The sequence below is a fragment of the Actinobacillus vicugnae genome, from assembly GCF_901687125.1.
Lineage (GTDB): Bacteria > Pseudomonadota > Gammaproteobacteria > Enterobacterales > Pasteurellaceae > Actinobacillus > Actinobacillus vicugnae.
This window is the reverse complement of sequence record NZ_CABFJY010000006.1, coordinates 41,610-67,295: the sequence shown is the minus strand read 5'-3', so window position 1 is coordinate 67,295 and position 25,686 is coordinate 41,610. Positions and strand designations below refer to the sequence as shown.

Below are 25,686 nucleotides of genomic sequence, written 5' to 3'. Positions count from 1 at the left end.
CCCTTCACGAGTACATGTATTACTATAACCACGAGCGTATTCAAGTGAAACTAAAAGGACTAAGCCCTGTTGAATACAGAACCCAGTCCTTGAATTAAATGTGTCTAACTTTTTGGGGTCAGATCAATAAGGGAGGTTTGATTTAATGAACCGTTAAAATTCATAGCGAATGCCAACATTAAAGTTTCGACCAGGAGCGGTATAACGATCTGCATTGGTCGCATCAATGCCAATTGGCGCATTTCCTGAGGTTGTTGCTTCGCCTTTTAGTAGTGCTAGATAAGAAATATCGTTCCAATTCCAATATTTTTTATCAAACAGATTATTCACATTAGCTGTGAGTGTTAAATCTTGCACAGGTTTCCAATAGAAACTCAGATCAACCAAACTGTAACCACCTGTTGGGTTATACATTGAGCCATTAATATCTTTATCAGCTTTTGCTCGTGTATAAGTCCAATGCACATCAGCACCAAATTGCTCACCTTCATAGCCTAAACCGAGTCTCGCTTTTAATGGTTGAATACTATTAATTGGCGTTCTTTCACCATTATTTTCCGCTTTACTACGGCTATAAGCGATACCTGCATTAGCATAAAAATCTTGATAGAAATGCCATTTTGCACTTGCCGTTATCCCATAAATTTTAGCTTTATCGCTATTTTGATATTGTAAGAATTGGGTATAGCCTGTCATTTGACGAGTAATATCACGCCAATCAATAAAGTTTTTATAACGGTTGTAGTAACCAGCAATGCGATATTGAATGTCGCTGGTTTTTCCTTTTAGCCCTAACTCAAAGTTATCAGCGATCTCAGATTTCAAATTAGGGTTACCTACTACAGCCACTTCAACTGTTTGCATACCTCTTCCTGGCACAAAATATTGCACTGTTTCCCCAAAAGAAGAGGTTAATTGTTGTGAAGATGGCGTACGTATACCTCGAGAATACTGAAAGAATGGAGCAAATTGTGGTGCAATATTCCATTCAATACCAAATTTCGGGGTAAATTTAGTTTCGTGCTGTTTTGAGATTTGTACATCCCGAGCGCCTGCTTGTACATAATTTCCTGCCATAGATGGATTTACACGATAATGTACAAAGCCTAAGTGTGGCGTGATTACAAAATCACCCAATGCAATTTGATCTTCAATATAGCCTGTAATTTTATCTTGTTTAGCATCCGCCGTTGGTTTTTCATTCGCAACAGATCCATAAGCAGGACGATCTAAATAGAGATAATTACTCAGCTCCGTACGGCTATAACTTGCTCCATAACGTAAAACTTGCGGAATATGGGAATCAATCACCGAAATTAAATCTGTGGTAAAGCCCCATGTTTTCGCTTTACTTTCTGATGTTTCATGGCGGTAATTGGTTGCGGATTGACGTAAGCGGTCATTCGCTGTTCGTGCATTTTGGAAATAAAGGTGAGTTGTTGCACGCTGAATTGCACTATCTTGATTTTGATATTCATGTCCTAGAGAAAAACGATGACGTTTAACGTGATCTGTTGTAGTTCCTGATGTTTGAACACCTGAACGCAGATCAATGCGAGTACTATTTTTAGATAATAAATCGCTTTCCATTTTGCGTGCTAAGCTTTCAAAGCCAAATTTCACTTGATGTTGTTCATTAAGCTGATAATGATGTTTAGTCAGTAAATAAACATTTTGTATATCTGCTGGATTAGGTTTGGTACGAGCCTCACCTTCTCCCCCTACCGAACCTTCATTTTCTGTTTCATCACCACTACGAACCGTACTCATCACCATACCTTGATAAGCCCCCACTGCAGTCGCAGCACCTGCGCTCAAATAACCTGAATTATCTTTACTCGCATAGCCTGAACCAATAAAACCACCGTAATTTTTACCTTTTAGTAAATCTTGAGGCTCTAAGGTGACAAAGTTCACACTATTTGAAAGCGTTCGCTCTGAACCTTGGTAAGAAACTTCAGCACGGCGTAATGCAGTTGGCTCAATATAATCGCCTCGCCCAAATTCCATGCCATAAGCAATAAAATGTTTTGCTTCTTGTGCTTCTGGCAGTTCAATACCATCTACCGTGGTTTCAACACGGTTATCTTGCAAACCTCGCACATTAATACCATTATTACCTGAACGGCTTGCTTGTAATTCGGTTACAGAAACATCAAGTTCATCAGCAAAAATATCTTTAATATCGCTCGCTTGTTTTTGTTGAATCTGTTGTTTCCCAATGCTTAATTCATATTGAGGTATTGCATTGGCATTTTCGGTTACGGTTACTTCCGATAATTGCACGCTAGCTTCCGTTGCATAAGCACTAGCACATAATGCAGAAATACAAATGGCGAGATAATTTTTTGAAAACATATTTATTCCTTAAAGCAATTATTACTGACAATAAAAATTGATAATTATTCTTATTTAAAACCCAATAAAATTCAATAACCTTTAATCTATAAAACAATCAATTAATAACTAAAAGTAAAACGTAACGCTTTACACTAATGCAAATAAAAAGCGGTCAAATTTCTAAATTTCATGCCATTTGCAAAAAATAAAGGAAATTAGACCGCTTGTTCTGGTTTCGTATGCGTTATGCTTTACGCAATAACACTAAATTTCGCTCACCTACTAATTCGGGAACGGTTAATTCAATCACTTGTTCTAATTGAACTGGCTTTTTGATTTCTTGTACTTCGGTTTCAGCATAAATACCTTTTAGTGCATAAAATTTACCTTGCGCATTTGGCAGGTGATAACACCAATCAACCATGTCATTCAGGCTTGCAAAAGCTCGGCTTAACACTCCGTCAAATTGTTGCTCGGTATATTCTTCCACACGACTTTGCACAGTAACCACATTATGAATGCCAAGCTCACGTAACGCATTTTTGATAAACGTAATTCGTTTACCAAGGCTATCTAATAGCACAAATTGCTTATCGGGGTTAGCAATCGCCAATGGAATCCCTGGTAAACCTGGCCCAGTACCAACATCAATAAAGCTTTCGCCTTGTAAATGTTTGCTTACAACTAAGCTATCAAGAATATGTTTCACCAGCATTTCATCGGGATTACGCACCGAAGTCAGGTTGTAAGCTTTGTTCCATTTATCCAGAAGGCGAACAAACCCTAGCAATTGTTCTTTCTGCTGATCGGTCAAATTAATTTTCGCCTGTTCTAACAAGCGGTCTAATTTTTGTTTCATTTTGCAAATGTCTTATGTATTTTTTGAGGAAATACCTATAAATAAGCGGTGATTTTTTGTAAATTTTTACTAAAAAGCCACCGCTTAATACAGGTTAAAATGAGGAATTATAACTCGCCTCGTTTCAGCATGCCTTGTTTCTTCAGATTCACCAGTAAAATCGAGATCGCCGCAGGCGTAATCCCTGAAATGCGGCTCGCTTGTCCGATAGAAACTGGGCGATGCTGCATAAGTTTGGCTCGCACTTCGTTAGAGAGGCTTTCTACTTTGTCGTAGTCAAACTCTGGCGGGATAAGCGTGTTTTCGTGACGTTTATGGCGCTCGATTTCGTTTTGTTGATGTTCGATATAGCCTTGATATTTAATCGAAATTTCTACTTGTTCTGCTGCTTGTTTATCTTCCAAAGCAGGCGCAAATGCAGCAACTTGAGTTAGCTTGTCATAAGTTATTTCTGGGCGACGTAATAAATCTTCACCGCTTGCTTCACGGGTTAATGGGCTACTCACCAATTCATTTACCGCAGCTAAATGTTCAGATTGAGGGTGAATCCAAATTTGTTTTAAACGCTCACGTTCACGCTCAATATTTTCCATTTTTTGATTGAATCTTGCCCAACGTGCATCATCAATCAAACCTAATTGCTGAGCAATTGGCGTTAAACGGATATCCGCATTATCTTCACGTAGTAATAAACGATATTCAGCACGTGAAGTAAATACACGGTATGGCTCTTTTGTGCCTAATGTACAAAGATCATCAACCAGTACACCTGTGTAAGCGAGATCACGTGTTGGGAACCAAGCCTCTTTGCCTTGTACCTGTAATGCCGCATTAATACCCGCTAATAAACCTTGAGCCGCAGCTTCTTCATAGCCCGTAGTACCGTTAATTTGACCCGCAAAGAACAAACCTTCAATTGCTTTAGTTTCTAAAGTTGGCTTGAGATCACGAGGGTCGAAATAATCATATTCAATCGCATAACCAGGTTTAAGAATACGTGTGTTTTCTAAACCTTTCATTGAATTCACGATCCCCATTTGCACATCAAACGGTAAGCTGGTTGAAATGCCGTTCGGATAAACTTCAATTGTGGTTAACCCTTCAGGTTCAAGATAGATCTGATGGCTGTTACGATCACTAAAGCGCATGACTTTATCTTCGATCGATGGGCAATAACGAGGACCGATCCCTTCAATAATACCTGTGTACATTGGGCTACGATCTAAGCTATTACGGATCAAATCATGGGTTTGTTCATTTGTGTGCGTGATATAGCAAGGAATTTGGCGTGGGTGAAGATCTACCGAGCCCATAAATGACATCACTGGAAGTTGTTCATCGCCATGTTGTTTTGCTAATACATCAAAATTGATCGTGCGCGCGTCTAAACGTGGCGGAGTACCCGTTTTAAGACGATCTACACGTAAATTGAGATCACGCAGGCGATCAGCCAACATCGTTGCCGCAGGATCACCTGCACGGCCGCCCGTATAGTTATCTAAACCAATATGAATTTTACCTGCAAGGAAAGTCCCTGCAGTTAAAATAACTGAACGTGCTTTAAAGGTAAGTCCCATTTTGGTTACGGCACCAACCACTCGGTTATTTTCAACTAAAATATCAACCACTTCTTGTTGGAAAATATCTAAATTCGGTTGATTTTCTAACGCAGTACGCACCGCTTGGCGGTAAAGCACACGGTCTGCTTGCGCACGAGTAGCACGAACAGCAGGCCCTTTCGAACTGTTTAAAGTACGGAATTGGATCCCTGCTTGGTCGGTTGCAATCGCCATTAAACCACCCATCGCATCGATCTCTTTTACTAAATGCCCTTTACCAATACCGCCAATAGCTGGGTTACAAGACATTTGCCCTAAAGTATCTACGTTATGTGTTAAAAGTAGGGTTTTTAGTCCCATACGGGCAGGCGCAAGCGCTGCTTCTGTCCCTGCGTGGCCACCACCAACCACAATTACATCGTAAATTTCACGATAAATCATTTTCTTTGCCTTGCTTGTTTTATGTTCAAATTTTACTTAAATAAAAAGATCGCTATTCTACCTTAAAACCGCACGATCTGGAAAATGCATTTTTAGGATCTAAATCTAAGATCTATATTGTGATCTTTGGATCGCTATTAATAAGAGAGATCTATATATAAAGATCTTTATTATAGTTATTATTAGATAACGTTTTTTATGAGGATAACTCCGTTTTCCTATGTAAAATCAGGGGGTTAGAAACGATCTTATTATATAAAGATCTTGAATGTTAGTTCGATCTTAATTGTGGATAAATAGCAAAGTTATCCACAGATAGGTTTATTTTAAAAGTTATTCAAGAGTAGATCTCAAGTTTTAAAGAGAAAAATGATAAGTTATCCACAGGTAAAAATAAATTATTTTGATTAATTTTTGTTTAAAAAGCATATAATAGGCTACAAATATACAAGGTAAAATAGAGGAGTAAACCTTATGCAACTGACTCATTATCAAGCGGTTTTTAGCGATATTGACGGCACGTTACTCAATGATCAGCATCAAATTAGCCCAAATACGCTCGTCGCTATTCAGCGTTTAACTCAATTAAACATTCCTTTTATCCTCGTTTCAGCACGCCCTCCTTTAGCTATCACGCCTTATACTCAGCAACTTAAAACCGCTCAAGCGATCATTTGTTACAGTGGAGCATTAATATTAGATCGTGATCTTAGCCCACTTTATAGTGTAGCTATTGAAGCAAATGATCTTGCACAACTAGATCAACAGTTACAGCCTTTTCAACATTTATCGATCAATTACTATTTAGACACGCTTTGGTTTAGCAATGATGTTGATAATTGCTGGACGCAACAAGAAGCGAAAATTACAGGCTTACAAGCGGTCAAAAAAGGCGAAAATCTTACCAAAGCGCACAAAGTGTTGGTGATTGGAGAAGCGAGCGAGATTCAGCGGTTAGAAACGCAATTAAAGCCACAATTTCCGCAACTATCGATTCATCGTTCCAAAGCGGAATATTTGGAGATTATGAATCGTGAGGCGACGAAGTCCGCCGCGATCCGTTTTATGCAGCAAAAAATGGGGCTCGATACCGAGCAAATTATGGCATTTGGCGATAATTTTAATGATTTGGATATGTTGCAATACGCAGGCTTTAGTGTTGCCATGGCGAATGCGCCTGATGAGGTAAAAGCTGTTGCAGATTATGTCACCGCTTCAAATAATGAAGATGGTATTGCTTTAGTTTTGAATAAGCTATTTTAAGACAAGTAACAAGCAGTCAACATTTTCGAAATTATGTTGAAAATGCACAAAAGAGCGAATTTATTTCAATGATGTCGGGACGGATCTTCTGCCCGTCCTTACAAAAAATGCTTATGTAACTGCTACGGAATACCGAAAATGTTGAGGAAATTAGACCGCTTTCGATTAATCAGTATGTTGTTGTACAAATTGTAGCAGTACCTCAATTTCCTGCTTAGCTTGATCAGAAAGCACTTTGTTATCGTTTAACATTTGCGTTGCACGCAAGCGGATAAATTCCAAATAATCTAGGTTGTTAGAAAGTTCAAATTGCTGTTTTGCCGCGTACATTTCAGCGAAATATTTACGGGTTTGACTAATTAACATTTTTTGACCGAACATCACAATAACCGCAGCGGCTAGTGCTATCACTGAGCCGTAACCATGCGTTGGATAATACAATACGCCTGCAATAATAAATAAGGCGGTAATAAGCATTGAGCTATTTTTGATATAAGGCTGTTCGGGTCCCTTAAGTGCTTTTTTTAAATCCATAGCAAAATTTCCTGTAAATTTGAGCGCTTGTCATTATAAAAAATACCCTCTCTTAACGAAAGAGAGGGTAAATGGCATCTGTTTTGATTAAGCTAAAATACCTAACCAATAACCTAAAATGCCCACACCAAATAGACCGAAGATAATATACATCGCATTAACTTTCTTACGTAATAACCACATACAGAAGAAGGTCAGTAGCAATGCGGCAAGTCCTGGCAATAAGTCATTCAACACACTTTGCACCGTGGTAACAACCTCTTCGCCCATGGCGTTTTTATAGCGAGAAAGTTCAAACGGAATATTGATACTCGTCCATTTCGACACTAAGGACCCCATCACAAATAAACCGAGAATAGATGCGCCTTGGGTTACTTTTTGCAGACGACCACCTCCCATATCCGATACAATTTCTGTTCCTTTTTGATAGCCGTATTTGAAGCCGTACCAACGAGTGAGCGCACGGCAAAGGTTGATACCGATGAAAAATAATAATGGACCTAAAATACTACCGCTAATCGCTAAACCTGCGCCAAGAGCGGCAAGAACTGGGCGTAACGTTCCCCAGAAAATGGGGTCGCCCACCCCAGCAAGAGGTCCCATAAGACCGACTTTTACCCCGCTGATTGCTGCATCATCAATATCTGCACCATTAGCACGTTCTTGCTCCATCGCAGAAGTTACGCCCATAATCGCCGAGCCAACCCAAGGCTGAGTATTGAAGAACTCTAAATGGCGTTTTAATGCGGCTGCTTGATCTTCTTTACGGCTGTATAAACGTTTAATTGTTGGGATCATCGACACGCAGAAGCCCATAGATTGCATACGCTCAAAGTTAAATGATCCTAACAGGAAAGTTGAACGCCAATAAGTTGCACGAATATCTGCTTTGGTAAGTTGTTTTTTCTCTGACATAATTTACTCCTTATAGACCTTCTAACTCGTTATCCGCTAATTTTTTAGTAGTTCGAGGCGCATTTGCTGACGGGTTAAATTGTGGATTTAATTGGATATAAAGCATTGCTAAACACGCACCTAAGAAACCCAAACCTACTAAGTTGTAGTTTGAGAATGAAGCAATTACAAAGCCCATAAAGAAGAATGGCATTAATGTGCCTGCACGCATCATATTAATTACCATCGCATAACCTACAACCACAATAAAGCCACCAGCAATTTGTAAGCCACGAGTTACTACTTCAGGAATTGCATTTAATGCTTCAGTCACTGTATCGGTCCCGGCCACAAGTGCAACGAAGAAAGTTGGAATCGCGACACGCAATGCCTGTAATGAAAGCCCTGCAAAATGGCAAAATTCAATACCACGGAAGTTAGCCTGTTCAGCAAATTTATCTGCTTTATGTTGTAGGAAAATGGTTAAGGTACGTACGAAAATGGTGAGCACCTGACCAGCTGCCGCTACTGGCACGGCAATCGCAATGGCAGTACCTTTATCTTGACCACCTTTGATAACAAGAATAGCAGCAATCACAGAAGCTAATGCAGCATCTGGAGCCATTGCAGCACCCACGTTCATCCAACCAAGTGCTAACATTTCAAGTGTACCGCCAACGATAATACCTGTTTGTAAATCGCCTAACACCCAGCCAATTAGTGTACAAGCTACCAATGGACGGTGAGTTTGGCGTTCATCAAGCACAGAACCCATACCACAAATCGCAGCCACAAGGGTTACTAAAATAATTTCAATACTAGTCATAATTGAATCCTTAATTAGAATTTGATTGTATCAAGACGGGCTTTATCAAGCGGTTCTTTTTTGTTAGCGGCCACTTGTTGGAGCGACATCTCTACGCCTAAATCGATTAGTTTGTAGAATGCGGCTAAATCCGTTTGATTGATGGCCACCGCTTGAGAGATTAATTTATCGCCTTCACGGAAGGTCATACCACCAACATTTACCGTGTTAATTTTTACGCCGCCTTCAATAAGGCGAACAACATCGGATGGGTTTGTTACAATCCAAATGATATTTTTTCCCGCATATTTCGGGTTGTGCCATACTTTGATTGCTTTATCGACCGTGATGACATAGCCTTTTAAGTGTTCAGGTACAATTTGCAGTAACAATTCTCGACGAATATCATCGTTGGCAACTTCATCGCTGATCGCAAAAATTGCCTCGCATTTCACTGTTTTTGCCCACGAAGTCATCACTTGCCCATGAATTAAACGGCTGTCGATTCGCATTAATGAGATATTCATACGCCCATTAGGATCATAATTAGCTGGTAAGCTAGATGATTCTTCTGTGGTTGTTTCAGCTTGTGACGTTGGAGAGATTGAGTCTGGATTGTGGAAGGTTTTAACGCTTAAATGTCCGACTTCTTTAGCGGTGGAAGCCAGTTCTGTTGCTGTTTTAGCCTCCGCTGAGGCATCCATTACTTCGAGTAGCATTGGTAGGTTTGTGCCTGTAACAATATCGTCTTGCGGACGTTTTGCTACGATTCTGGCAGCCGCATTGTACGGGCTACCGCCAAATAAATCGACCAAGAATAATACACTATCGGTAGGTTGAAGCGTTGCAATAATCGCTTCATATTTTTCGACTAGCGTATCTTGACCTTCTCCTGGCACAAAGATAACAGGATGAACATTCTCTGTTTCTCCATATACCATTTGTGCGGAATTGACCAACTCAATAGCTAATTTGCCATGAGCGGCGATGATCAAATGCACCATTTTTCACCTCTGTATAAGTTGTGTTGTATTTGTTTGCTAAACCGCTTTAGCGGTGTTGCGAGCATATGCAATCGTTTGCTTTTTTGCAAACAGATAATCGTAAATATGAGATCTAGATCAGTTTTTTATAAAAAAAGCCTTTTGCTTATTTACAAAAGGCTTGGTTGAATCAAAGTAAAATACTACCGATAAGAGCAATTATAAAACCTACCACACCAATTGAGGTTTCAAGCATTGTCCAAGTTTTTAAGGTGGTTTTAGTATCCATTTCTAAGAAACGGCTGATTAGCCAGAAACCAGAATCATTCACATGAGAAAGCACTGTTGCACCAGAAGCTATCGCAATCACAATAAAGCAAAGGTCAAACTGACTTAAATCAGTCGCATTTGCAACACTTGGTGCAATTAAAGCAGCTGCCGTAGTGAGTGCAACGGTTGCTGAACCTTGGGCGACACGCATTGCTACCGCAATAATAAAAGCTGCAACGATAATTGGCATACCAGTATCCGAAAGCATTGCAGAGAGTACATCGCCAATACCACTTGCACGTAATACCCCTCCAAACATACCGCCAGCGCCTGTGACTAAAATAATTGAACAAATTGGACCTAATGCATTGTTACATAAGCTTTCGATTTGTTCGTAGCTACGTTCACCACGCAACAGCATAATTGCCAACAATAACGTAATTAATAGTGCAACAGGTGTTTTACCAATTAAACGTAGGCTTTGCACCCAAAGTTCGGATCCATCAATCACTTTTGCTACGCTTAAGGTATTTAAACCTGTATCAAATAAAATTAAGAAAATTGGTAATAGCAAAATAAATAATACTCTAGCGAATGAAGGAGGCGTTTGTACCGAGGTTTCACTAATGGCAGAGCTGTTTAAAAATGCTTTTGGAAGTTCGACATAAACACGTTTACTCACAAGCATACTGAATAAGTAAGTGCCAATGTACCAAGTTGGAATCGCACAAATTAAACCGACCAGAACCATTAATCCCATATTCACACCAAGCAAATCGCCAGAGGCAACTGGACCTGGGTGAGGTGGTAAAAATGCGTGCATGACCGCAAATGCCCCCGCTACAGGGAAGGCATAACGTAATACGGAACCGCCAAACTGTTTCGCTACACTAAATACGATGGGTAACATCACTACTAGACCCGCATCAAAGAAAATCGGAAAACCAAATAGCAACGCCGCCACCCCTAATGCAAAGGGCGCTTTTTGTTCACCGAATTTATTGATTAGCGTATCGGCTAATATTTTAGCGCCACCTGTAATTTCCAATAAACGTCCAATCATAGCGCCTAAGCCGACTAATAATGCGACCGAAGCGAGCGTATTACCAAAGCCTGTTAGCAAGGTTGGCAGAATTTTATCAACAGGAATACCAGCCGCTAATGCGGTTAATAAACTGACGATCAGCAATGCAACAAATGCATGTACTTTGAATTTTATAATCAATACTAACAGTGCGATTATCGCAACAACCATAATAAAAATTAACATAAGAACCTCATTCAGAAGTATTTAATTGTTACTGGTAACATAAATTTAAACGTTTGTGTTGTAAATATAATGTTAGAATTAATTTTAAAATTGAGAGCTAACTCACAAAATTTAATGTTACCTGTAACATTAAACGTTAAAATTTGCTATGTTGTATTTAACAGGAGGAAATGGCTATGAAATCTGGTCAAAGTTTTATTCTAATGGGGGTTTCCAGTACAGGAAAAACGAGTATTGGCAGCGAAGTCGCACGCCGTCTAGGGATTAAATTAATTGACGGTGATGATCTGCACCCAAGAGCTAATATCCTAAAAATGGCCCAAGGGCAGCCATTAAATGATCAAGATCGTTTTCCATGGCTAGAACGCATTAATGATGCGGCATTTAGTCTTGAACAAAAAAATGAAATTGGCATTATTGTTTGCTCGGCATTGAAAAAACAATATCGAGATCACATTCGCCAAGGTAATCAAAAGGTGAGATTTATTCACCTACATGGTCCATTTGAATTAATTTTAGAACGTATGAAAAAGCGTCAAGGGCATTTTATGAAAACCGAAATGCTAAAAAGTCAGTTCGAAACACTCGAAATCCCGCAAGCTGATGAACCTGATGTAACTCGCATTGATATTAGTGGTAGTTTTGAAGACGTAGTAGCGCTATGTGAACAAGCCATTCTCTCACTATAGAAATTAAATGGAATGTTGAGTAGTACAAGCGGTCATTTTTTGTGAAATTTGACCGCTTTCTATTTCTAAATACTCTCCCCAATATGAATTTTATAGCCTAAGTTAATTACTTCATCTTGGATCGGGTGCTGGTTAATGCGGTTTAACAGTTGTTGGGCGGCAACTTTGCCAATTTCAAACCGAGGGGTGATAACGCTAGCAAGTTGTGGAGTGATTGATTGCCCTACATCGTGTCCGTGGAATCCTGCAATGGCAATTTGTTCAGGAACTTTAATGCCTAACCGTTGGCATTCGAATAATGCGCCAATTGCTAAATCATCATTGGTGCAAAAGATACCGTCCATATTTGGATATTTTTCCAACGCAATATGCAGTTGTCGAGCGCCTAAAGTGAAAGATGATGGCTCTTCAGTGGCAATAGTGTAAGGCGTTAGTTTATGCTTTTGCATAGCAAGTTCGTAACCTTGCATCTTTAAGCGGGTGCGTTTGTCCATCCTGGCGGAAAAATAGACCACTTGACGACAACCTCTTTTAATCATGGTTTCGACCATTGCTTGTGCGGCAAAAATATTATCAAATCCGACCGCTTGTTGTAGGCCTTTTTCAGCCGTATCCATAATTTCAATCACAGGAATTTTTGCTACGCTGAGCATTTTGAGCGTACGCTCGCTATGTTGATTTTCCGATAAAATCAGTCCATCCACATGATAAGAAAGCAATGATTCAATTCGTTGTTCTTCCTTTTGTTCGCTATAACCATAGTGAGCCAGCATCGTTTGATAGCCTGCTACATCGGTTACGCTTTCAATGCCTTTGAGTACATCGGCAAACACTTGATTAGTTAAAGACGGTAACAAAACGCCGATCGCTTTACTTTTGGCATTAGATAAAATATCGGGCGCACGATTGGGTATATAGCCGAATTGTTCAATCGCCACCGCAATACGTTTGCCTGTTTCGTCAGCAACAGAGGCAGGATTGCGTAAATAGCGACTTATCGTCATTTTAGTAATGCCTAAATGTTCGGCAATATCTTGTAATGTAGGGCGTTTATGTTTGCTCATAATGGTGAATTTTGTGAAGTTTGTCGCTATTTTAGCGAAAACTACGATTTTATGTTTTATTTGTAAAATAACAAGCGGTAAGATTTTAGCTAGATTTTGCAAGGCGCTATTTAAATAAGGTAAGTAAGGCGATTTTATGGCAACAATGAAAGATATTGCTCGCATTGCGGGCGTTTCGACTTCCACTGTATCTCATGTGATCAATAATTCTCGTTTTGTGAGTGATGAAATTCGCCAGCGTATTGAGAAAGTGGTAGCGGATCTCAATTACACCCCTTCATTAGTTGCACGTAGCCTAAAAGTGAAAGAAACTAACACGATTGGTATGTTAGTCACCACCAGTAGTAACCCTTTCTTTGCGGAGGTAGTACGCCATGTGGAACGCTACTGTGAGCGACATAATTACCATTTAATTTTAGTGAATACCGATGGTAAAACACGTAATTTGGAGCAACATTTAGACCGCTTGTTACGCAAACAAGTGGACGGTTTATTGCTGATGTGTTCCGAACCACAAGATCTGGATGAAAGTGTTATGGCAAATATTCAGTTACCTATGGTGATTATCGACTGGTGGCAACAAGCGTTAAAAGCAGATAAAGTTCACGAAAATTCAGAATTAGGTGGTTATCTTGCAACAAAAGCATTAATTGATGCAGGTTATCGTGATATCGCAGTGATCACAGGGGAACAGTCCAAATCGCATACCCAAAACCGTTTACAAGGCTACAAGCGGGCAATTTTGCAACATAATTTACAATTACACCCAGAGTGGATTGTCGAGGGGCATTTCCATTCGCAAGCAGGGCTTGAATGTGCCAGTCGATTACTGGCGCTTACGCCTCGCCCGCAAGCGATTTTTGCGATGAGCGATAGCATTGCAATCGGTGTATATCAAGCCGCATGGCTGGCAGGATTACGTATTCCCGAAGATATTGCGGTGATCGGTTACGATAATATCGAATTAGCACAATACCTTGCGCCACCACTTTCTACTATTCATCAACCCAAAGCCCGTTTGGCTAAAAATGCGGTGGAACGCTTGATCGCCCGCATTCAGCAACCAGACAGTGCTTATCAAGAAATTGAATTAACGCCTGAACTGATCGTTCGCCGTTCCTTTTAAAAAATTGTGATAGAACTCTCAATTCTGAAAAGAAGCATTTGCTTTTTTGGTTGATATTTTCTATTTTTTATTCATCGAAACGTTTCGATAGGTGTAATTCCAACATTTTGTTGAGAGCAAAGGAGGCAATATGAAAAAAACAGCACTATTAAATGCAAAACTTTCAGGCGTGATTGCAAGCCTTGGGCATACAGACGGTTTAACCATTTGCGATGCGGGGTTGCCGATTCCTTCTGAGCAACAATGTGTTGATTTAGCCCTCACTCAAGGTGTGCCAAGTTTTGTGACAACGCTGAAAGTGGTGCTCACTGAACTCTTTGTCGAACGTATTGTATTAGCGCAAGATATTAAACAATTTAATCCAAGCGTTGAAAAACAACTTATTGAAATCATTGATGAAATTGAACAGCAACAAGGGCGTAGTATCGAAATTGAATATATTGCGCATAGCGAATTTAAACAGCGTAGTAATCAAGCAAAAGCAGTGATACGCACGGGCGAATGTTCGCCTTATGCGAATGTAATTCTCTACTCGGGTGTGCCATTTTAGTGTGAGAAAAATATGAAAATCTTGTTAAAAATCAGTGGTATAGACAAAGCTTTTCCAGGTGTGCAAGCGCTCAAAAATGCCTGTTTGAATGTGTATGCAGGCAGAGTGATGGCATTAATGGGCGAAAATGGTGCTGGTAAATCAACGCTGATGAAAATCCTAACAGGAATTTATCAGCGGGATGCAGGCACGATTGAATACCTCGGTAAAGCGGTCAGTTTTGCGAATCCAAAAGCATCACAAGAGGCTGGACTAAGCATTATTCATCAAGAACTCAATATTTTGGGGAATTTGTCAATTGCAGAAAATATTTTCTTAGGGCGAGAATTTACCAATGCTTGGGGAGGGATTGATTGGCGCAAAATGTATCAAGAATCCGACCGCTTGTTAGCGCGTTTGGGGGTAAAGCATTCTAGCCGTTTGCCTGCTAATGAATTATCAATCGGTGAGCGACAAATGGTCGAAATTGCCAAAGCACTCAGTTTTGAATCCAAAGTGATTGTAATGGATGAACCGACCGATGCGCTTACTGATACTGAAACTGAAGCATTGTTTAGCGTGATTCGAGAACTCAAAGCGGAAGGACGAGGTATTGTTTATATTTCTCATCGTTTAAAAGAAATTTTCCAAATTTGTGATGATGTTACTGTACTACGTGATGGTCAATTTATCGGCGAAAGTGCAGTAGCAGATTTAACCGAAGATCGCTTAATTGAAATGATGGTTGGCCGCAAGTTAGAAGATCAATATCCGCATATCAATAATCCAATCGGCGAGGTTCGCTTAGCGGTGAAAAACTTGTCGGGTAGTGGCGTAAACAACGTTTCTTTTGAATTACATAAAGGTGAGATTCTCGGTGTTTCAGGGCTAATGGGGGCAGGGCGAACCGAATTAATGAAAGTGCTGTACGGTGCATTACCAAAAACGACTGGTGAAGTGCAATTAGACGGCAAACTAGTCGACAATCGCTCTAGCCAAGATGGATTGAATAACGGCATTGTTTATATTTCGGAAGACCGCAAAGGCGATGGCTTAATTTTGGGGATGTCTGTCAAAGAAAATATGTCGCTAACCGCGCTGGAATATTTGTCTCACTGGGGGCGAATCAATCATGCCAAAGAACAAATGACCGTGGTAGATTTTATTGATTTATTCAATATTAAAACCCCGAGCCCCGATAAAATTATCGGTGAACTCTCTGGTGGTAATCAGCAAAAAGTAGCGATCGCCAAAGGCTTGATGACTCGCCCAAATGTGCTGATTTTAGATGAACCGACCCGAGGGGTGGACGTTGGTGCTAAAAAAGAAATCTATCAACTCATCAATAAATTTAAAGCGGAAGGGTTGAGTATTATTTTAGTTTCCAGTGATATGCCAGAAGTATTAGGGATGTCCGATCGCATTATTGTGATGCGAGAAGGTGCTATTAGTGGTGAGTTTTTCCGTGAGCAAGCGACCCAAGAAAAAGTATTAGCGGCAGCAATTGGTAAATAAACAAGCGGTCGAATTTAACTCAAATTTTGCAAAAGGAATCAATATGAACAAAGCTTTTAATCTCAAAAAATTCCTGATAGAACAACGCTCGATCATCGCATTGTTGGCGCTTATTGCGGTGGTGTCATTTTTAAATCCAAACTTTTTTAGTGCGGATAATTTATTGAATATCCTACGTCAAACTTCAGTCAATGCAATTATTGCGATCGGTATGACGTTTGTGATTTTAATTGCGGGGATCGATCTCTCAGTTGGTTCAGTCTTAGCTCTCACAGGGGCGGTGGCGGCAACACTTATCGGCTTAGATTTTTCGATTTATTTAGTGGTGCCAGCGGTATTGGTGTTTGGTGCGGCAATTGGTTTACTAAATGGTGCGTTGGTTGCATTTGGTAAAGTGCAAGCCTTTATGGCAACTTTAATCACGATGTTGTTGTTACGAGGCGTAACCATGATTTATATGGAAGGTCGTCCAATTTCGACAGGCTTTTCCGATAATGCCGATTATTTTGCTGAAATTGGTACAGGCGAATTATTTGGTGTACCAGTGCCCGTTTGGGTAATGTTTGTGCTATTCGCTATAGGCTGGTTTATTCTGACCCAAACACGTATAGGTCGTTATATTTATGCGCTAGGTGGTAACGAGTCGGCAACCGCATTATCTGGCATTAACGTGAATAAAATTAAGTTATTCGTGTTTGCAGTAAGCGGTTTATTAGCCGCATTAGCAGGGTTGATTGTCACTTCTCGTTTAGGCTCTGCACAACCAACAGCAGGCACTGGCTACGAGTTAGATGCAATTGCAGCGGTGGTTGTGGGAGGTACCAGTTTAATGGGCGGAAAAGGGCGTATTATCGGCACGCTGATCGGTGCATTAATTATTGGTTTCCTGAGTAATGCTCTGAATTTATTAGATATCGACTCTTACTATCAGCTAGTGGCAAAAGCGTTAGTAATTTTAGCTGCGGTCATTTTAGATAACTTTCTTGGCCGCAAAAAAGCGTAGTTTGTTATTTCTATCCTCAAAAGGAGCTTCCTATGAAAAAATTAACTTCTTTAGCAGTTGCTTTAGGTTTGGCATTTGGTGCAAAAGCGATGGCACAAGACACATTAGCGTTAGCCGTTTCTACGCTAGATAACCCGTTCTTTGTGACGTTAAAAGAAGGCGCAGAGCAAAAAGCAAAAGCACTTGGTTACAAATTAGTGGTGTTAGATTCACAAAATGACCCCGCAAAAGAATTGGCAAATGTGGAAGATCTCACGGTGCGTGGCGCTAAAGTGTTATTGATTAATCCAACGGATTCAGAAGCGGTCGGAAATGCGGTAGCGATTGCAAATAAGAAAAACATTCCTGTTATTACACTCGACCGTGGCGCCAACAAAGGTGAAGTGGTGAGCCATATAGCTTCAGACAATATTGCAGGTGGTAAAATGGCGGGGGATTTTATTGCGGAAAAAGTGGGTAAAAATGCCAAAGTGATTCAATTAGAAGGGATCGCTGGTACTTCTGCTGCTCGTGAACGAGGCGAAGGCTTTAAACAAGCCGTTGCAGCAAATCAATTTGAATTATTGGCAAGTCAGCCTGCTGATTTTGACCGTACCAAAGGTTTAAACGTAACCGAAAACTTACTGGCAAGCCACGGTGCAGCAAAAGCCATATTTGCACAAAATGACGAAATGGCATTAGGTGCGTTACGAGCGATTAAAGCGGCAGGTAAAGAAATGATTGTCGTTGGCTTTGATGGTACTGATGATGCAGTAAAAGCAGTGAAAAGCGGAAAATTAGCCGCGACCATTGCTCAACAACCAGAAAAAATTGGTGAGCTAGGCGTAGAAACCGCAGATAGATTACTGAAAGGCGAAAAAGTGGAAGCGAAAATTCCAGTGCCATTAAAAGTGATTAGTCAGTAAGTTTTACAGAATGGTTGGTGAAAAACGTTCTGCGTTTGAACGGAGAGGGAATGTGCTAAATTTCTCAGAAATTTGGACCGCTTCCCTTTCCGATAATAGTACGAACGATATTGAGGTAATGATGAAAAAACTTTGTGTATTAGGCAGTGTCAATGCGGATCATGTAGTGCGAGTGCCTTATTTCCCACAAGCAGGTGAAACGCTTAAAGGAGGCGCTTATCATATTGCTTATGGTGGCAAAGGCGCGAATCAAGCGGTAGCAGCAGCTCGTGTGCGTGATCGATCATTAGTTTCGGTGGATTTTATTGCATGTATCGGTAGTGATGAAATTGGGATAGCAATGAAGCAAGCATTCGAGCGCGACGGTATTTATACCGATCATATTGTGGAAATTGCTGACCAAATGACGGGCATTGCAATGATTCAAGTGGCGGATTCTGGCGAAAATAGCATTGTGATTTCAGCAGGCGCAAATGCGAAACTGGATGAAAAAGTGGTGGAAGCACATCAAACCATAATTGAAACCGCCGATTGTTTACTGGTTCAACTTGAAACCCCATTACAAGCGATTGAAAAAGCGGTCAAAATTGCAAAAGCGCACCATACGCAAGTCATCTTAAATCCCGCCCCAGCTCAACCGCTTTCGGATGAGTTATTGGCGCATATTGATATTATCACCCCAAATGAAACCGAAACTGCTCTGCTCACAGGCGTACACGTAACAGACGAACAAACCGCACAACAAGCGGCAAATGTATTCCATCAAAAAGGTATCCAAACCGTATTGATTACCCTCGGCGCCAAAGGTGCGTTTTTAAGTGAAAACGGCAAAGGTGAAATTATCGAAGGCTTTAAAGTAAAAGCGCTAGATACCACCGCTGCGGGCGATACATTTAATGGTGCATTAGCAGTGGCATTGTTAGAGGGCAAAACCTTGCAACAAGCGGTTGTTTTTGCGCATAAAGCCTCGTCTATTTCGGTGACGCGTCTGGGTGCACAAAACTCAATTCCACAGCGTGCAGAACTGAATTAGTATCCTTTTTCTATTACAACATTTTTTGCGTGAATTTCACTTTTTTCACCGTTACAATATCCGAAAAGAGGAATGCAAAAATGTCAGAAAATTTAACCGCTTGTCCGTGCCAATCGGGCAAGCTTTATCACCAATGTTGCCAACCATTTCACCTTAAACAAGCCTTTCCTTCCAATGCCGAACAACTTATGCGCTCACGTTATAGCGCTTATACGTTAGTCAATATTGATTATATTGTAAAAACCACGGTGGCTAGTCAGCAGAAGTTTTTAAATCAAGCAGCGATGAAATCATGGGGCGAAAGCACGAAATGGGCAGGGTTAGAAATTATTGCGTATCAGCCGAATATCAGCAAAATACATAGTTTAGTTGAATTTAAAGCCTTATTTGATACTGAAAATGGAATTGAAGCACACCACGAATTGTCGTTATTTGTGCAAATCAATCATCGTTGGTATTTTGTTGATCCAACAGTGCCACTCCCGTCTCAAAAACAAAATTGCGTTTGTGGCTCAGGCAAAAAATTTAAACATTGTTGCGGGGCATATCTTGCTTAAAAAATAAGGGATTGATTAGATATTGGTTAATCAATTCCTTATCTCATCTCTTTAATCGCTCAATTTCTTTTACAACGATTATACCTAATCTCTTTTTCAACTTAACATTACTTTGCTCAAATTAACATCGTTACAACATTTCGCTAATTATTATTCTATTTAGTTATTTGAAGCTAGTCACAAATTTTCTAATAATGCGCCACAACACAACCTCATACTTTTTATCTATTAATAACATCTCATTAAGAGGAACCTACTATGTTAAAAAAATTATCAGTTGTTGCCGTCTCAGCGATTGCACTTGTAACCTCAGCAACGTCATTTGCAAAACAAAGTTTAATTGAAAGAATTCATGCGAAAGGCACGATCACAGTTGGTACAGAAGGAACTTATGCGCCATTCACTTATCATGATGCAAGCGGTAAATTAACAGGCTACGATGTAGAAGTAACACGTGCCGTGGCAGAAAAATTAGGCGTCAAAGTGGAATTTAAAGAAACCCAATGGGACGCAATGTTAGCAGGTTTAAAAGCGGATCGTTTTGATTTAGTCGCAAACCAAGTAGGCTTAACTACCCCAGAGCGCCAAGCAACTTTTGATAAATCAGAGCCTTATAGCTGGTCTGGTGCGGCATTAGTGGTGCGTAATGATGAACAAAAAATCAAACAAGCAGCAGATGTAAAAGGCGTGAAAACTGCACAAACCTTAAGTTCAAATTATGGTGAGTTAGCGCGTGCGAATGGTGCGGAAATCGTGCCAATCGATGGTATGGCGCAAGGCTTATTATTAATTCAACAAAAACGTGCAGATGCAACCTTTAACGATAATTTAGCATTATTAGATTATCTGAAGAAAAACCCAAAATCTGGCTTAAAAATTGTGTGGGAATCAACCGACAAAGTGGGCGCAGGCTTAATTGCCAACAAAGGCAACCAAGAAGCATTGGCTAAAATCAGTGAAGTTATTGTTGAGCTACAAAAAGACGGTACACTGAAAAAACTCGGCGAACAATTCTTTGGTCGTGATATTAGTGTGAAATAATTGATTGGTTCAGACGTAATTTAAACAAGCGGTCTAAATCTGCAAAATATTAGCAAATTTAGATCGCTTGTTTTTCTCTTTGGTTAGATTAGCCGTCTAGACGTATACATTTCTATCTATATCGCTTAGAATTCAAACTATGATTTTGAAGAAAAATACATCTAATTAGGAAAGCCTGTGTTAGAAAATTTATTACTGCAAATTCCATTTATGGATGAAGCTCGTGTGAAACTAGTGATAGATGCGTTCTTACCTATGGTGGAAGCGGCTGTATTGGTTTCTATTCCGTTGGCGGTAGCCTCTTTTATTATTGGTATGGCAATTGCAGTTGGGGTTGCGCTAATTCGTGTTACACCAGTGAATGGTCTTTTACATCGCATTGTTCTGGCGATTGTGAAGGTGTATATCTCGATTATTCGTGGTACGCCAATGTTGGTGCAAATCTCGGTAGTATTTTACGGTTTGCCTGCGCTTGGTATTTATATTGATCCGATTCCTGCAGCGATTATTGGTTTTTCGCTGAATATCGGCGCATACGGTTCAGAAACGGTGCGGGCAGCGATTTCTTCCGTCCCGAAAGGACAATGGGAAGCGGGTTATAGCATCGGTATGACCTATATGCAAACCTTCCGTCGTATAATTGCGCCACAAGCGATTCAAGTGGCAGTACCGCCGTTAAGCAATACCTTTATCGGTTTGTTTAAAGATACTTCACTTGCGTCAGTCGTGACGGTAACTGAAATGTTCCGAGTGGCACAGCAAATGGCGAATATGTCGTATGATTTCTTGCCAGTATATATTGAGGCGGGGTTGATTTATTGGTGCTTCTGCTGGGGTTTATTCTTAATTCAAGCAAAACTGGAACGTCGTTTTAACCGCTTTGTAGCGAAATAATAGCTAACGGATAATAAGATGATTAAAATTAGCAATATTCATAAAACCTTTGGCGATAACACCATTTTGCGTGGCATTGATTTAGAAATCAAAAAAGGCCAGGTAGTCGTAATTTTAGGACCTTCTGGCTCGGGTAAAACGACTTTCTTACGCTGTTTAAATGCGTTGGAAATGCCAGAACAAGGCTCTATCACTTTTGATGGATTAGCTCCGCTCAGTGTGGATTTTTCAGTTAAAAATGTGAAAAAACAGATTCTTGCTTTACGCCGTAAATCGGGCATGGTTTTTCAAAATTATAATCTATTCCCTCATAAAACAGCGCTAGAAAATGTGATGGAAGGCCCAATTTTTGTGCAAGGTAAAACGCCTGAACAAGCAAAAATAGAAGCGGAAAAATTATTGGCAAAAGTGGGATTGTCCGACAAAGCACAACTCTATCCGTACCAATTATCTGGTGGTCAGCAACAGCGTGTTGGTATTGCGCGTGCCTTGGCTATTCAACCTGAATTAATGTTATTTGATGAGCCAACCTCAGCGCTTGATCCAGAGCTTGTGCAAGATGTATTGAATACGATGAAAGAGCTGGCTGTAGAAGGCTGGACGATGGTGGTGGTAACTCACGAAATCAAATTTGCGTTAGATGTGGCGGATGTAGTGGTAGTGATGGACGCTGGCGAAATTGTGGAACAAGGTTCTCCTGCACAACTGTTCCAAAACCCACAACATGAGCGCACCAAACGTTTCTTACACCAAATTCGCGCAGAATAACCCTTCTAACAAGCGGTTTAAATTAGCAAAATTTTGCAAATTTAGACCGCTTAATTTTATTCCTTTTAGCCCTGTGGTTTTTTCCACTTCCTCAATCTGTTACACTTATCGCCTATTTTTTCTTAACTTAATAGCGAACTCATGACTCAAGATCTTTCTAAACACACGCCAATGATGGCGCAATATTTACAGCTTAAAGCGCAAAATCCCGATATTTTGTTGTTCTACCGAATGGGGGATTTTTACGAGTTGTTTTATGACGATGCAAAAAAAGCGGCGGCGTTATTAGATATTTCTTTGACTAAACGAGGTGCGTCGGCAGGCGAGCCGATTCCAATGGCGGGCGTGCCTTATCATGCAGTAGAAGGCTATTTAGCAAAATTGGTGGCGTTAGGCGAATCAGTTGCCATTTGTGAACAGATTGGCGATCCTGCAACTAGTAAAGGCCCTGTTGAGCGCAAAGTGGTACGCATTGTTACTCCTGGTACGGTCAGCGATGAGGCGCTATTGCCCGAACGACAAGACAATTTAGTGGCGGCGATTTATGAAGAAAAAGGTGTATTTGCCATTGCGACACTCGATATGACTTCTGGGCGCTTTCTAATTAGCGAATTAGCGAGTAAAGAAGCGCTCGCAGCCGAATTGCAACGCTTACAGCCCGCAGAAATTCTTTACGCAGAAGATTTTTCCAGCGCAGAAATTCTAAATAATTATAAAGGATTGCGCCGTCGTCCAATTTGGGAATTCGAACTGGTTACTGCAATTAATTTACTCAATCGCCAATTTGGTACGCAAAGTTTAGCAGGCTTTGGCGTGGAAAAAGCGGTCGTAGCATTATGTGCTGCTGGCTGTGTTTTACATTATGCGCAAGAAACACAACGTACAGCGCTACCGCATATCAACAGTATTCATTTAGCGCAAAATAGTGAAACCGTGTTGTTAGATGCCGCTACGCGTCGCAATTTAGAACTCACTCAAAACTTGGGCGGTGGTGTTGAAAATACGTTGGCAGCCGTATTAGATAAATGTGTTACGCCAATGGGCAGTCGCTTACTTAAACGCTGGATTCATCAACCGATTCGAGACCTAGAAAAACTCAAAAAGCGTCAAGATGTAATTGACACTTTGCAAAAAAAACAGCGAATTGAATCTCTTCAAGCGCTATTGCAAAACGTAGGCGATATGGAGCGAATCCTTGCGCGTATTGCATTACGCTCGGCTCGTCCTCGAGATTTAACCCGCTTGCGTTCGGCATTGGCACAGTTGCCTGATATTGCAAAAGATTGTGAAAATTCGACCGCTTGTTTAGAAAACTTAGTTGGTCAAATTGCTGATTTTAGCGAATTACATACCTTGCTTGAGCGAGCAATTATCGAAACACCTCCGCAATTAATTCGTGATGGTGGTGTGATTGCCGAGGGCTACAATGCGGAGTTAGACGAATGGCGAGAATTGTCTGCGGGTGCAACCCAATATTTAGAAAATCTTGAAATTCGAGAAAGAGAAGCAACGGGAATTGATACGCTTAAAATTGGTTTTAATGCAGTGCATGGCTATTATATTCAGATTAGCCAAGGACAAGCACATCGTGCGCCGATTCATTATGTGCGCCGTCAAACCCTTAAAAACGCTGAACGCTATATCATTCCAGAGTTAAAAACCTATGAAGATAAAGTGCTGAAAGCAAAAGGCGCATCGCTTGCGTTAGAAAAACAGCTTTACGATGAATTATTCGATCTAATTATGCCTCGCTTGGGCGAGTTGCAATTAGCTGCAATGGTTTTATCGGAATTGGATGTGCTGACCAATTTGGCGGAACGTGCGGAAAGTTTAAATTATGTGCGCCCAATATTCAGTCACCAGCGTGGCGTGAATATTAAAGGTGGTCGCCATCCTGTGGTGGAGCAAGTATTAAAAGATCCATTTATTGCTAACCCCGTATTTCTTAACGCACAGCGCCATTTATTGGTGGTAACTGGACCGAATATGGGCGGTAAAAGTACCTATATGCGCCAAATTGCGTTGATTTGTTTAATGGCATACATCGGCAGTTTTGTACCAGCAGAAAGTGCTGAAATTGGCGCATTAGATCGTATTTTTACTCGAATTGGTGCTAGCGATGACCTAGCTTCTGGACGTTCTACCTTTATGGTAGAAATGACTGAAATGGCGAATATTTTGCATCAAGCGACAGAAAACAGCTTAGTGTTGATCGATGAAATCGGGCGTGGTACTTCAACTTACGACGGTTTATCGCTGGCTTGGGCGTGTGCTGAATGGTTGGCTAAGAAAACCCAGTCGCTCACGTTATTTGCGACTCATTATTTTGAGTTAACCAGTTTACCGAGCCAGCTCAAAGGTGTAGCAAATGTGCATTTAGATGCTAGAGAACATCAAGATTCGATCGTATTTATGCATAGCGTGCAAGAAGGGGCAGCAAGTAAAAGTTATGGTTTAGCGGTTGCCGCACTAGCAGGCGTGCCAAAACAAGTGATTCAGCTAGCAAAACAGCGTTTAGCACATTTGGAAGAAATTTCGATACAAACCAAAGAAGCGAATGCCAATCCACAAGCTGATTTGCTATTTAGCGCAGATTTGCCAGAAATTGAGCAAATTCAACCGCTTGTAGCAGAGGAAAGTGAGTTAGAAAAAGCGTTAAATCGTATTGATCCCGATGAATTAACCCCTCGCCAAGCGCTGGAAGCGCTGTATCGTTTAAAAAAATTAATGACTTACGTAAAATAAGAATTTCTGATACTCAACGAAATATATTAGCAAATAAAGTGAAACGTATTGTTGAATTAGAGATAAGGAGTAGTAGCGCTGTTATTGCGAATGGTAGATAAATCATTGCAATTATTGGAACAAATGGCGCAACTATAACTTCTTAAAATGCAAGCGGTTAAATTTGTAAAAAATTTTGCAAATTTAACCGCTTTACTTTTATCCATTTATCCGAACCCAAAATTTTTATGTTAAAATCCAACATTTGTATTTTTAAGAAAAGAGAATGTGTTGTGGAACAAAATTTAGTCGAATTTTTAACAAAAACATTAGATGATTTAAAAGCGCAAGATGTGTTAGCAATTGATGTGCGTGGCAAATCAAGCATTACTGAAACCATGATTATTGCAACAGGGACTTCGGTTCGTCACGTTGCTTCAACAGCAGATCGTTTAAGTGCTGAAGCGAAACAAGCAGGTTTTGAAGTATTCGGAGAAGAAGGTAAAGCAGTTGCAGATTGGATCGTGGTTGATTTTGGTCAAGCGATCGTGCATTTATTGCAAGCAGATGCACGTGAAATGTATCAGTTAGAGAAACTGTGGGCATAATGGCTCACTTTG

General features: G+C 40.4%; 24 protein-coding genes. 15 read left to right on the top strand and 9 right to left on the bottom strand.

What is annotated here, in order from left to right:
* A partial coding sequence (locus F8M47_RS02065; RefSeq protein ID WP_150538567.1) for an IS3 family transposase occupies nt 1–98 on the top strand: 98 nt, incomplete at its 5' end.
* A gap of 55 nt (nt 99–153) precedes the next feature.
* Here F8M47_RS02065 and F8M47_RS02060 read toward each other — a convergent pair.
* From F8M47_RS02060 to mnmG, 3 genes are all read right to left on the bottom strand, one after another.
* A complete protein-coding gene (locus tag F8M47_RS02060) occupies nt 154–2,358 on the bottom strand; it encodes a TonB-dependent receptor domain-containing protein (protein WP_150538566.1) in 2,205 nt (734 codons plus the stop codon).
* Between the two features lie 226 nt (nt 2,359–2,584).
* Nucleotides 2,585–3,199: a 16S rRNA (guanine(527)-N(7))-methyltransferase RsmG gene (gene rsmG / locus F8M47_RS02055; protein WP_150538565.1), complete on the bottom strand. Its 615-nt coding sequence runs from the start codon at nt 3,197–3,199 to the stop codon at nt 2,585–2,587.
* Nucleotides 3,200–3,306: 107 nt separating this feature from the next.
* Nucleotides 3,307–5,199 carry a tRNA uridine-5-carboxymethylaminomethyl(34) synthesis enzyme MnmG gene (gene mnmG, locus F8M47_RS02050; protein ID WP_150538564.1) on the bottom strand — a complete coding sequence of 631 codons (1,893 nt, stop codon included), beginning with the start codon at nt 5,197–5,199 and terminating at the stop codon, nt 3,307–3,309.
* A 474-nt stretch (nt 5,200–5,673) separates the two neighbouring features.
* Here mnmG and F8M47_RS02045 point away from each other — a divergent pair, with 474 nt between their 5' ends.
* On the top strand, nt 5,674–6,462 hold the full coding sequence (locus F8M47_RS02045) for a Cof-type HAD-IIB family hydrolase (RefSeq protein ID WP_150538563.1): 789 nt from the start codon (nt 5,674–5,676) through the stop codon (nt 6,460–6,462).
* A gap of 165 nt (nt 6,463–6,627) precedes the next feature.
* Here F8M47_RS02045 and F8M47_RS02040 read toward each other — a convergent pair whose 3' ends face one another.
* The 5 genes from F8M47_RS02040 to F8M47_RS02020 form a co-directional block, all read right to left on the bottom strand.
* Nucleotides 6,628–6,996, bottom strand: a complete 369-nt coding sequence (locus F8M47_RS02040) for a hypothetical protein (RefSeq protein ID WP_150538562.1) — start codon at nt 6,994–6,996, stop codon at nt 6,628–6,630.
* Between the two features lie 87 nt (nt 6,997–7,083).
* On the bottom strand, nt 7,084–7,911 hold the full coding sequence (gene manZ, locus F8M47_RS02035; RefSeq protein ID WP_150538561.1) for a PTS mannose transporter subunit IID: 828 nt from the start codon (nt 7,909–7,911) through the stop codon (nt 7,084–7,086).
* A 10-nt stretch (nt 7,912–7,921) separates the two neighbouring features.
* Entirely contained in the window at nt 7,922–8,716 is a 795-nt protein-coding gene (locus tag F8M47_RS02030) for a PTS mannose/fructose/sorbose transporter subunit IIC (RefSeq protein ID WP_150538560.1), read from the bottom strand.
* 14 nt (nt 8,717–8,730) lie between these two features.
* Nucleotides 8,731–9,699, bottom strand: coding sequence for a mannose/fructose/sorbose PTS transporter subunit IIB (locus F8M47_RS02025; RefSeq protein ID WP_150538559.1), 969 nt, complete (start codon nt 9,697–9,699; stop codon nt 8,731–8,733).
* Nucleotides 9,700–9,868: 169 nt separating this feature from the next.
* Nucleotides 9,869–11,218 (bottom strand): GntP family permease, encoded by a 1,350-nt coding sequence (locus tag F8M47_RS02020; protein WP_150538558.1) that lies wholly within the window; start codon nt 11,216–11,218, stop codon nt 9,869–9,871.
* A 176-nt stretch (nt 11,219–11,394) separates the two neighbouring features.
* On the opposite strand from F8M47_RS02020, the gene F8M47_RS02015 reads away from it, so the two are divergent.
* Entirely contained in the window at nt 11,395–11,907 is a 513-nt protein-coding gene (locus tag F8M47_RS02015) for a gluconokinase (protein ID WP_150538557.1), read from the top strand.
* A 65-nt stretch (nt 11,908–11,972) separates the two neighbouring features.
* On the opposite strand, the gene gntR is transcribed toward F8M47_RS02015, so the two are convergent.
* Nucleotides 11,973–12,971: a gluconate operon transcriptional repressor GntR gene (gene gntR, locus F8M47_RS02010; RefSeq protein ID WP_150538556.1), complete on the bottom strand. Its 999-nt coding sequence runs from the start codon at nt 12,969–12,971 to the stop codon at nt 11,973–11,975.
* Between the two features lie 136 nt (nt 12,972–13,107).
* Here gntR and F8M47_RS02005 point away from each other — a divergent pair, with 136 nt between their 5' ends.
* The 12 genes from F8M47_RS02005 (at nt 13,108) to rsfS (ending at nt 25,674) form a co-directional block, all read left to right on the top strand.
* Nucleotides 13,108–14,097, top strand: coding sequence for a substrate-binding domain-containing protein (locus F8M47_RS02005; protein ID WP_150538555.1), 990 nt, complete (start codon nt 13,108–13,110; stop codon nt 14,095–14,097).
* 130 nt (nt 14,098–14,227) lie between these two features.
* A complete protein-coding gene (rbsD, locus tag F8M47_RS02000; RefSeq protein ID WP_150538554.1) occupies nt 14,228–14,647 on the top strand; it encodes a D-ribose pyranase in 420 nt (139 codons plus the stop codon).
* A 12-nt stretch (nt 14,648–14,659) separates the two neighbouring features.
* Nucleotides 14,660–16,141 (top strand): ribose ABC transporter ATP-binding protein RbsA, encoded by a 1,482-nt coding sequence (rbsA, locus tag F8M47_RS01995; RefSeq protein ID WP_150538553.1) that lies wholly within the window; start codon nt 14,660–14,662, stop codon nt 16,139–16,141.
* 43 nt (nt 16,142–16,184) lie between these two features.
* Nucleotides 16,185–17,144 (top strand): ribose ABC transporter permease, encoded by a 960-nt coding sequence (rbsC, locus tag F8M47_RS01990; protein WP_150538552.1) that lies wholly within the window; start codon nt 16,185–16,187, stop codon nt 17,142–17,144.
* Nucleotides 17,145–17,176: 32 nt separating this feature from the next.
* On the top strand, nt 17,177–18,049 hold the full coding sequence (gene rbsB / locus F8M47_RS01985; RefSeq protein ID WP_150538551.1) for a ribose ABC transporter substrate-binding protein RbsB: 873 nt from the start codon (nt 17,177–17,179) through the stop codon (nt 18,047–18,049).
* Between the two features lie 121 nt (nt 18,050–18,170).
* Nucleotides 18,171–19,082 (top strand): ribokinase, encoded by a 912-nt coding sequence (rbsK, locus tag F8M47_RS01980; protein WP_150538568.1) that lies wholly within the window; start codon nt 18,171–18,173, stop codon nt 19,080–19,082.
* An 80-nt stretch (nt 19,083–19,162) separates the two neighbouring features.
* Nucleotides 19,163–19,639, top strand: a complete 477-nt coding sequence (locus F8M47_RS01975; RefSeq protein WP_150538550.1) for a YchJ family protein — start codon at nt 19,163–19,165, stop codon at nt 19,637–19,639.
* 258 nt (nt 19,640–19,897) lie between these two features.
* Nucleotides 19,898–20,680, top strand: coding sequence for an amino acid ABC transporter substrate-binding protein (locus tag F8M47_RS01970; protein WP_150538549.1), 783 nt, complete (start codon nt 19,898–19,900; stop codon nt 20,678–20,680).
* 177 nt (nt 20,681–20,857) lie between these two features.
* Complete coding sequence (locus tag F8M47_RS12135) at nt 20,858–21,574, top strand: amino acid ABC transporter permease (protein WP_150538548.1); 717 nt, start codon at nt 20,858–20,860, stop codon at nt 21,572–21,574.
* Nucleotides 21,575–21,592: 18 nt separating this feature from the next.
* Complete coding sequence (locus F8M47_RS12130) at nt 21,593–22,342, top strand: amino acid ABC transporter ATP-binding protein (protein WP_150538547.1); 750 nt, start codon at nt 21,593–21,595, stop codon at nt 22,340–22,342.
* Nucleotides 22,343–22,483: 141 nt separating this feature from the next.
* Entirely contained in the window at nt 22,484–25,087 is a 2,604-nt protein-coding gene (gene mutS / locus F8M47_RS01955) for a DNA mismatch repair protein MutS (RefSeq protein ID WP_150538546.1), read from the top strand.
* 272 nt (nt 25,088–25,359) lie between these two features.
* The gene (gene rsfS / locus F8M47_RS01950; RefSeq protein WP_150538545.1) at nt 25,360–25,674 is read left to right on the top strand and encodes a ribosome silencing factor; all 315 of its coding nucleotides are present in this window, start codon (nt 25,360–25,362) and stop codon (nt 25,672–25,674) included.
* Nucleotides 25,675–25,686: the final 12 nt, after the last annotated feature.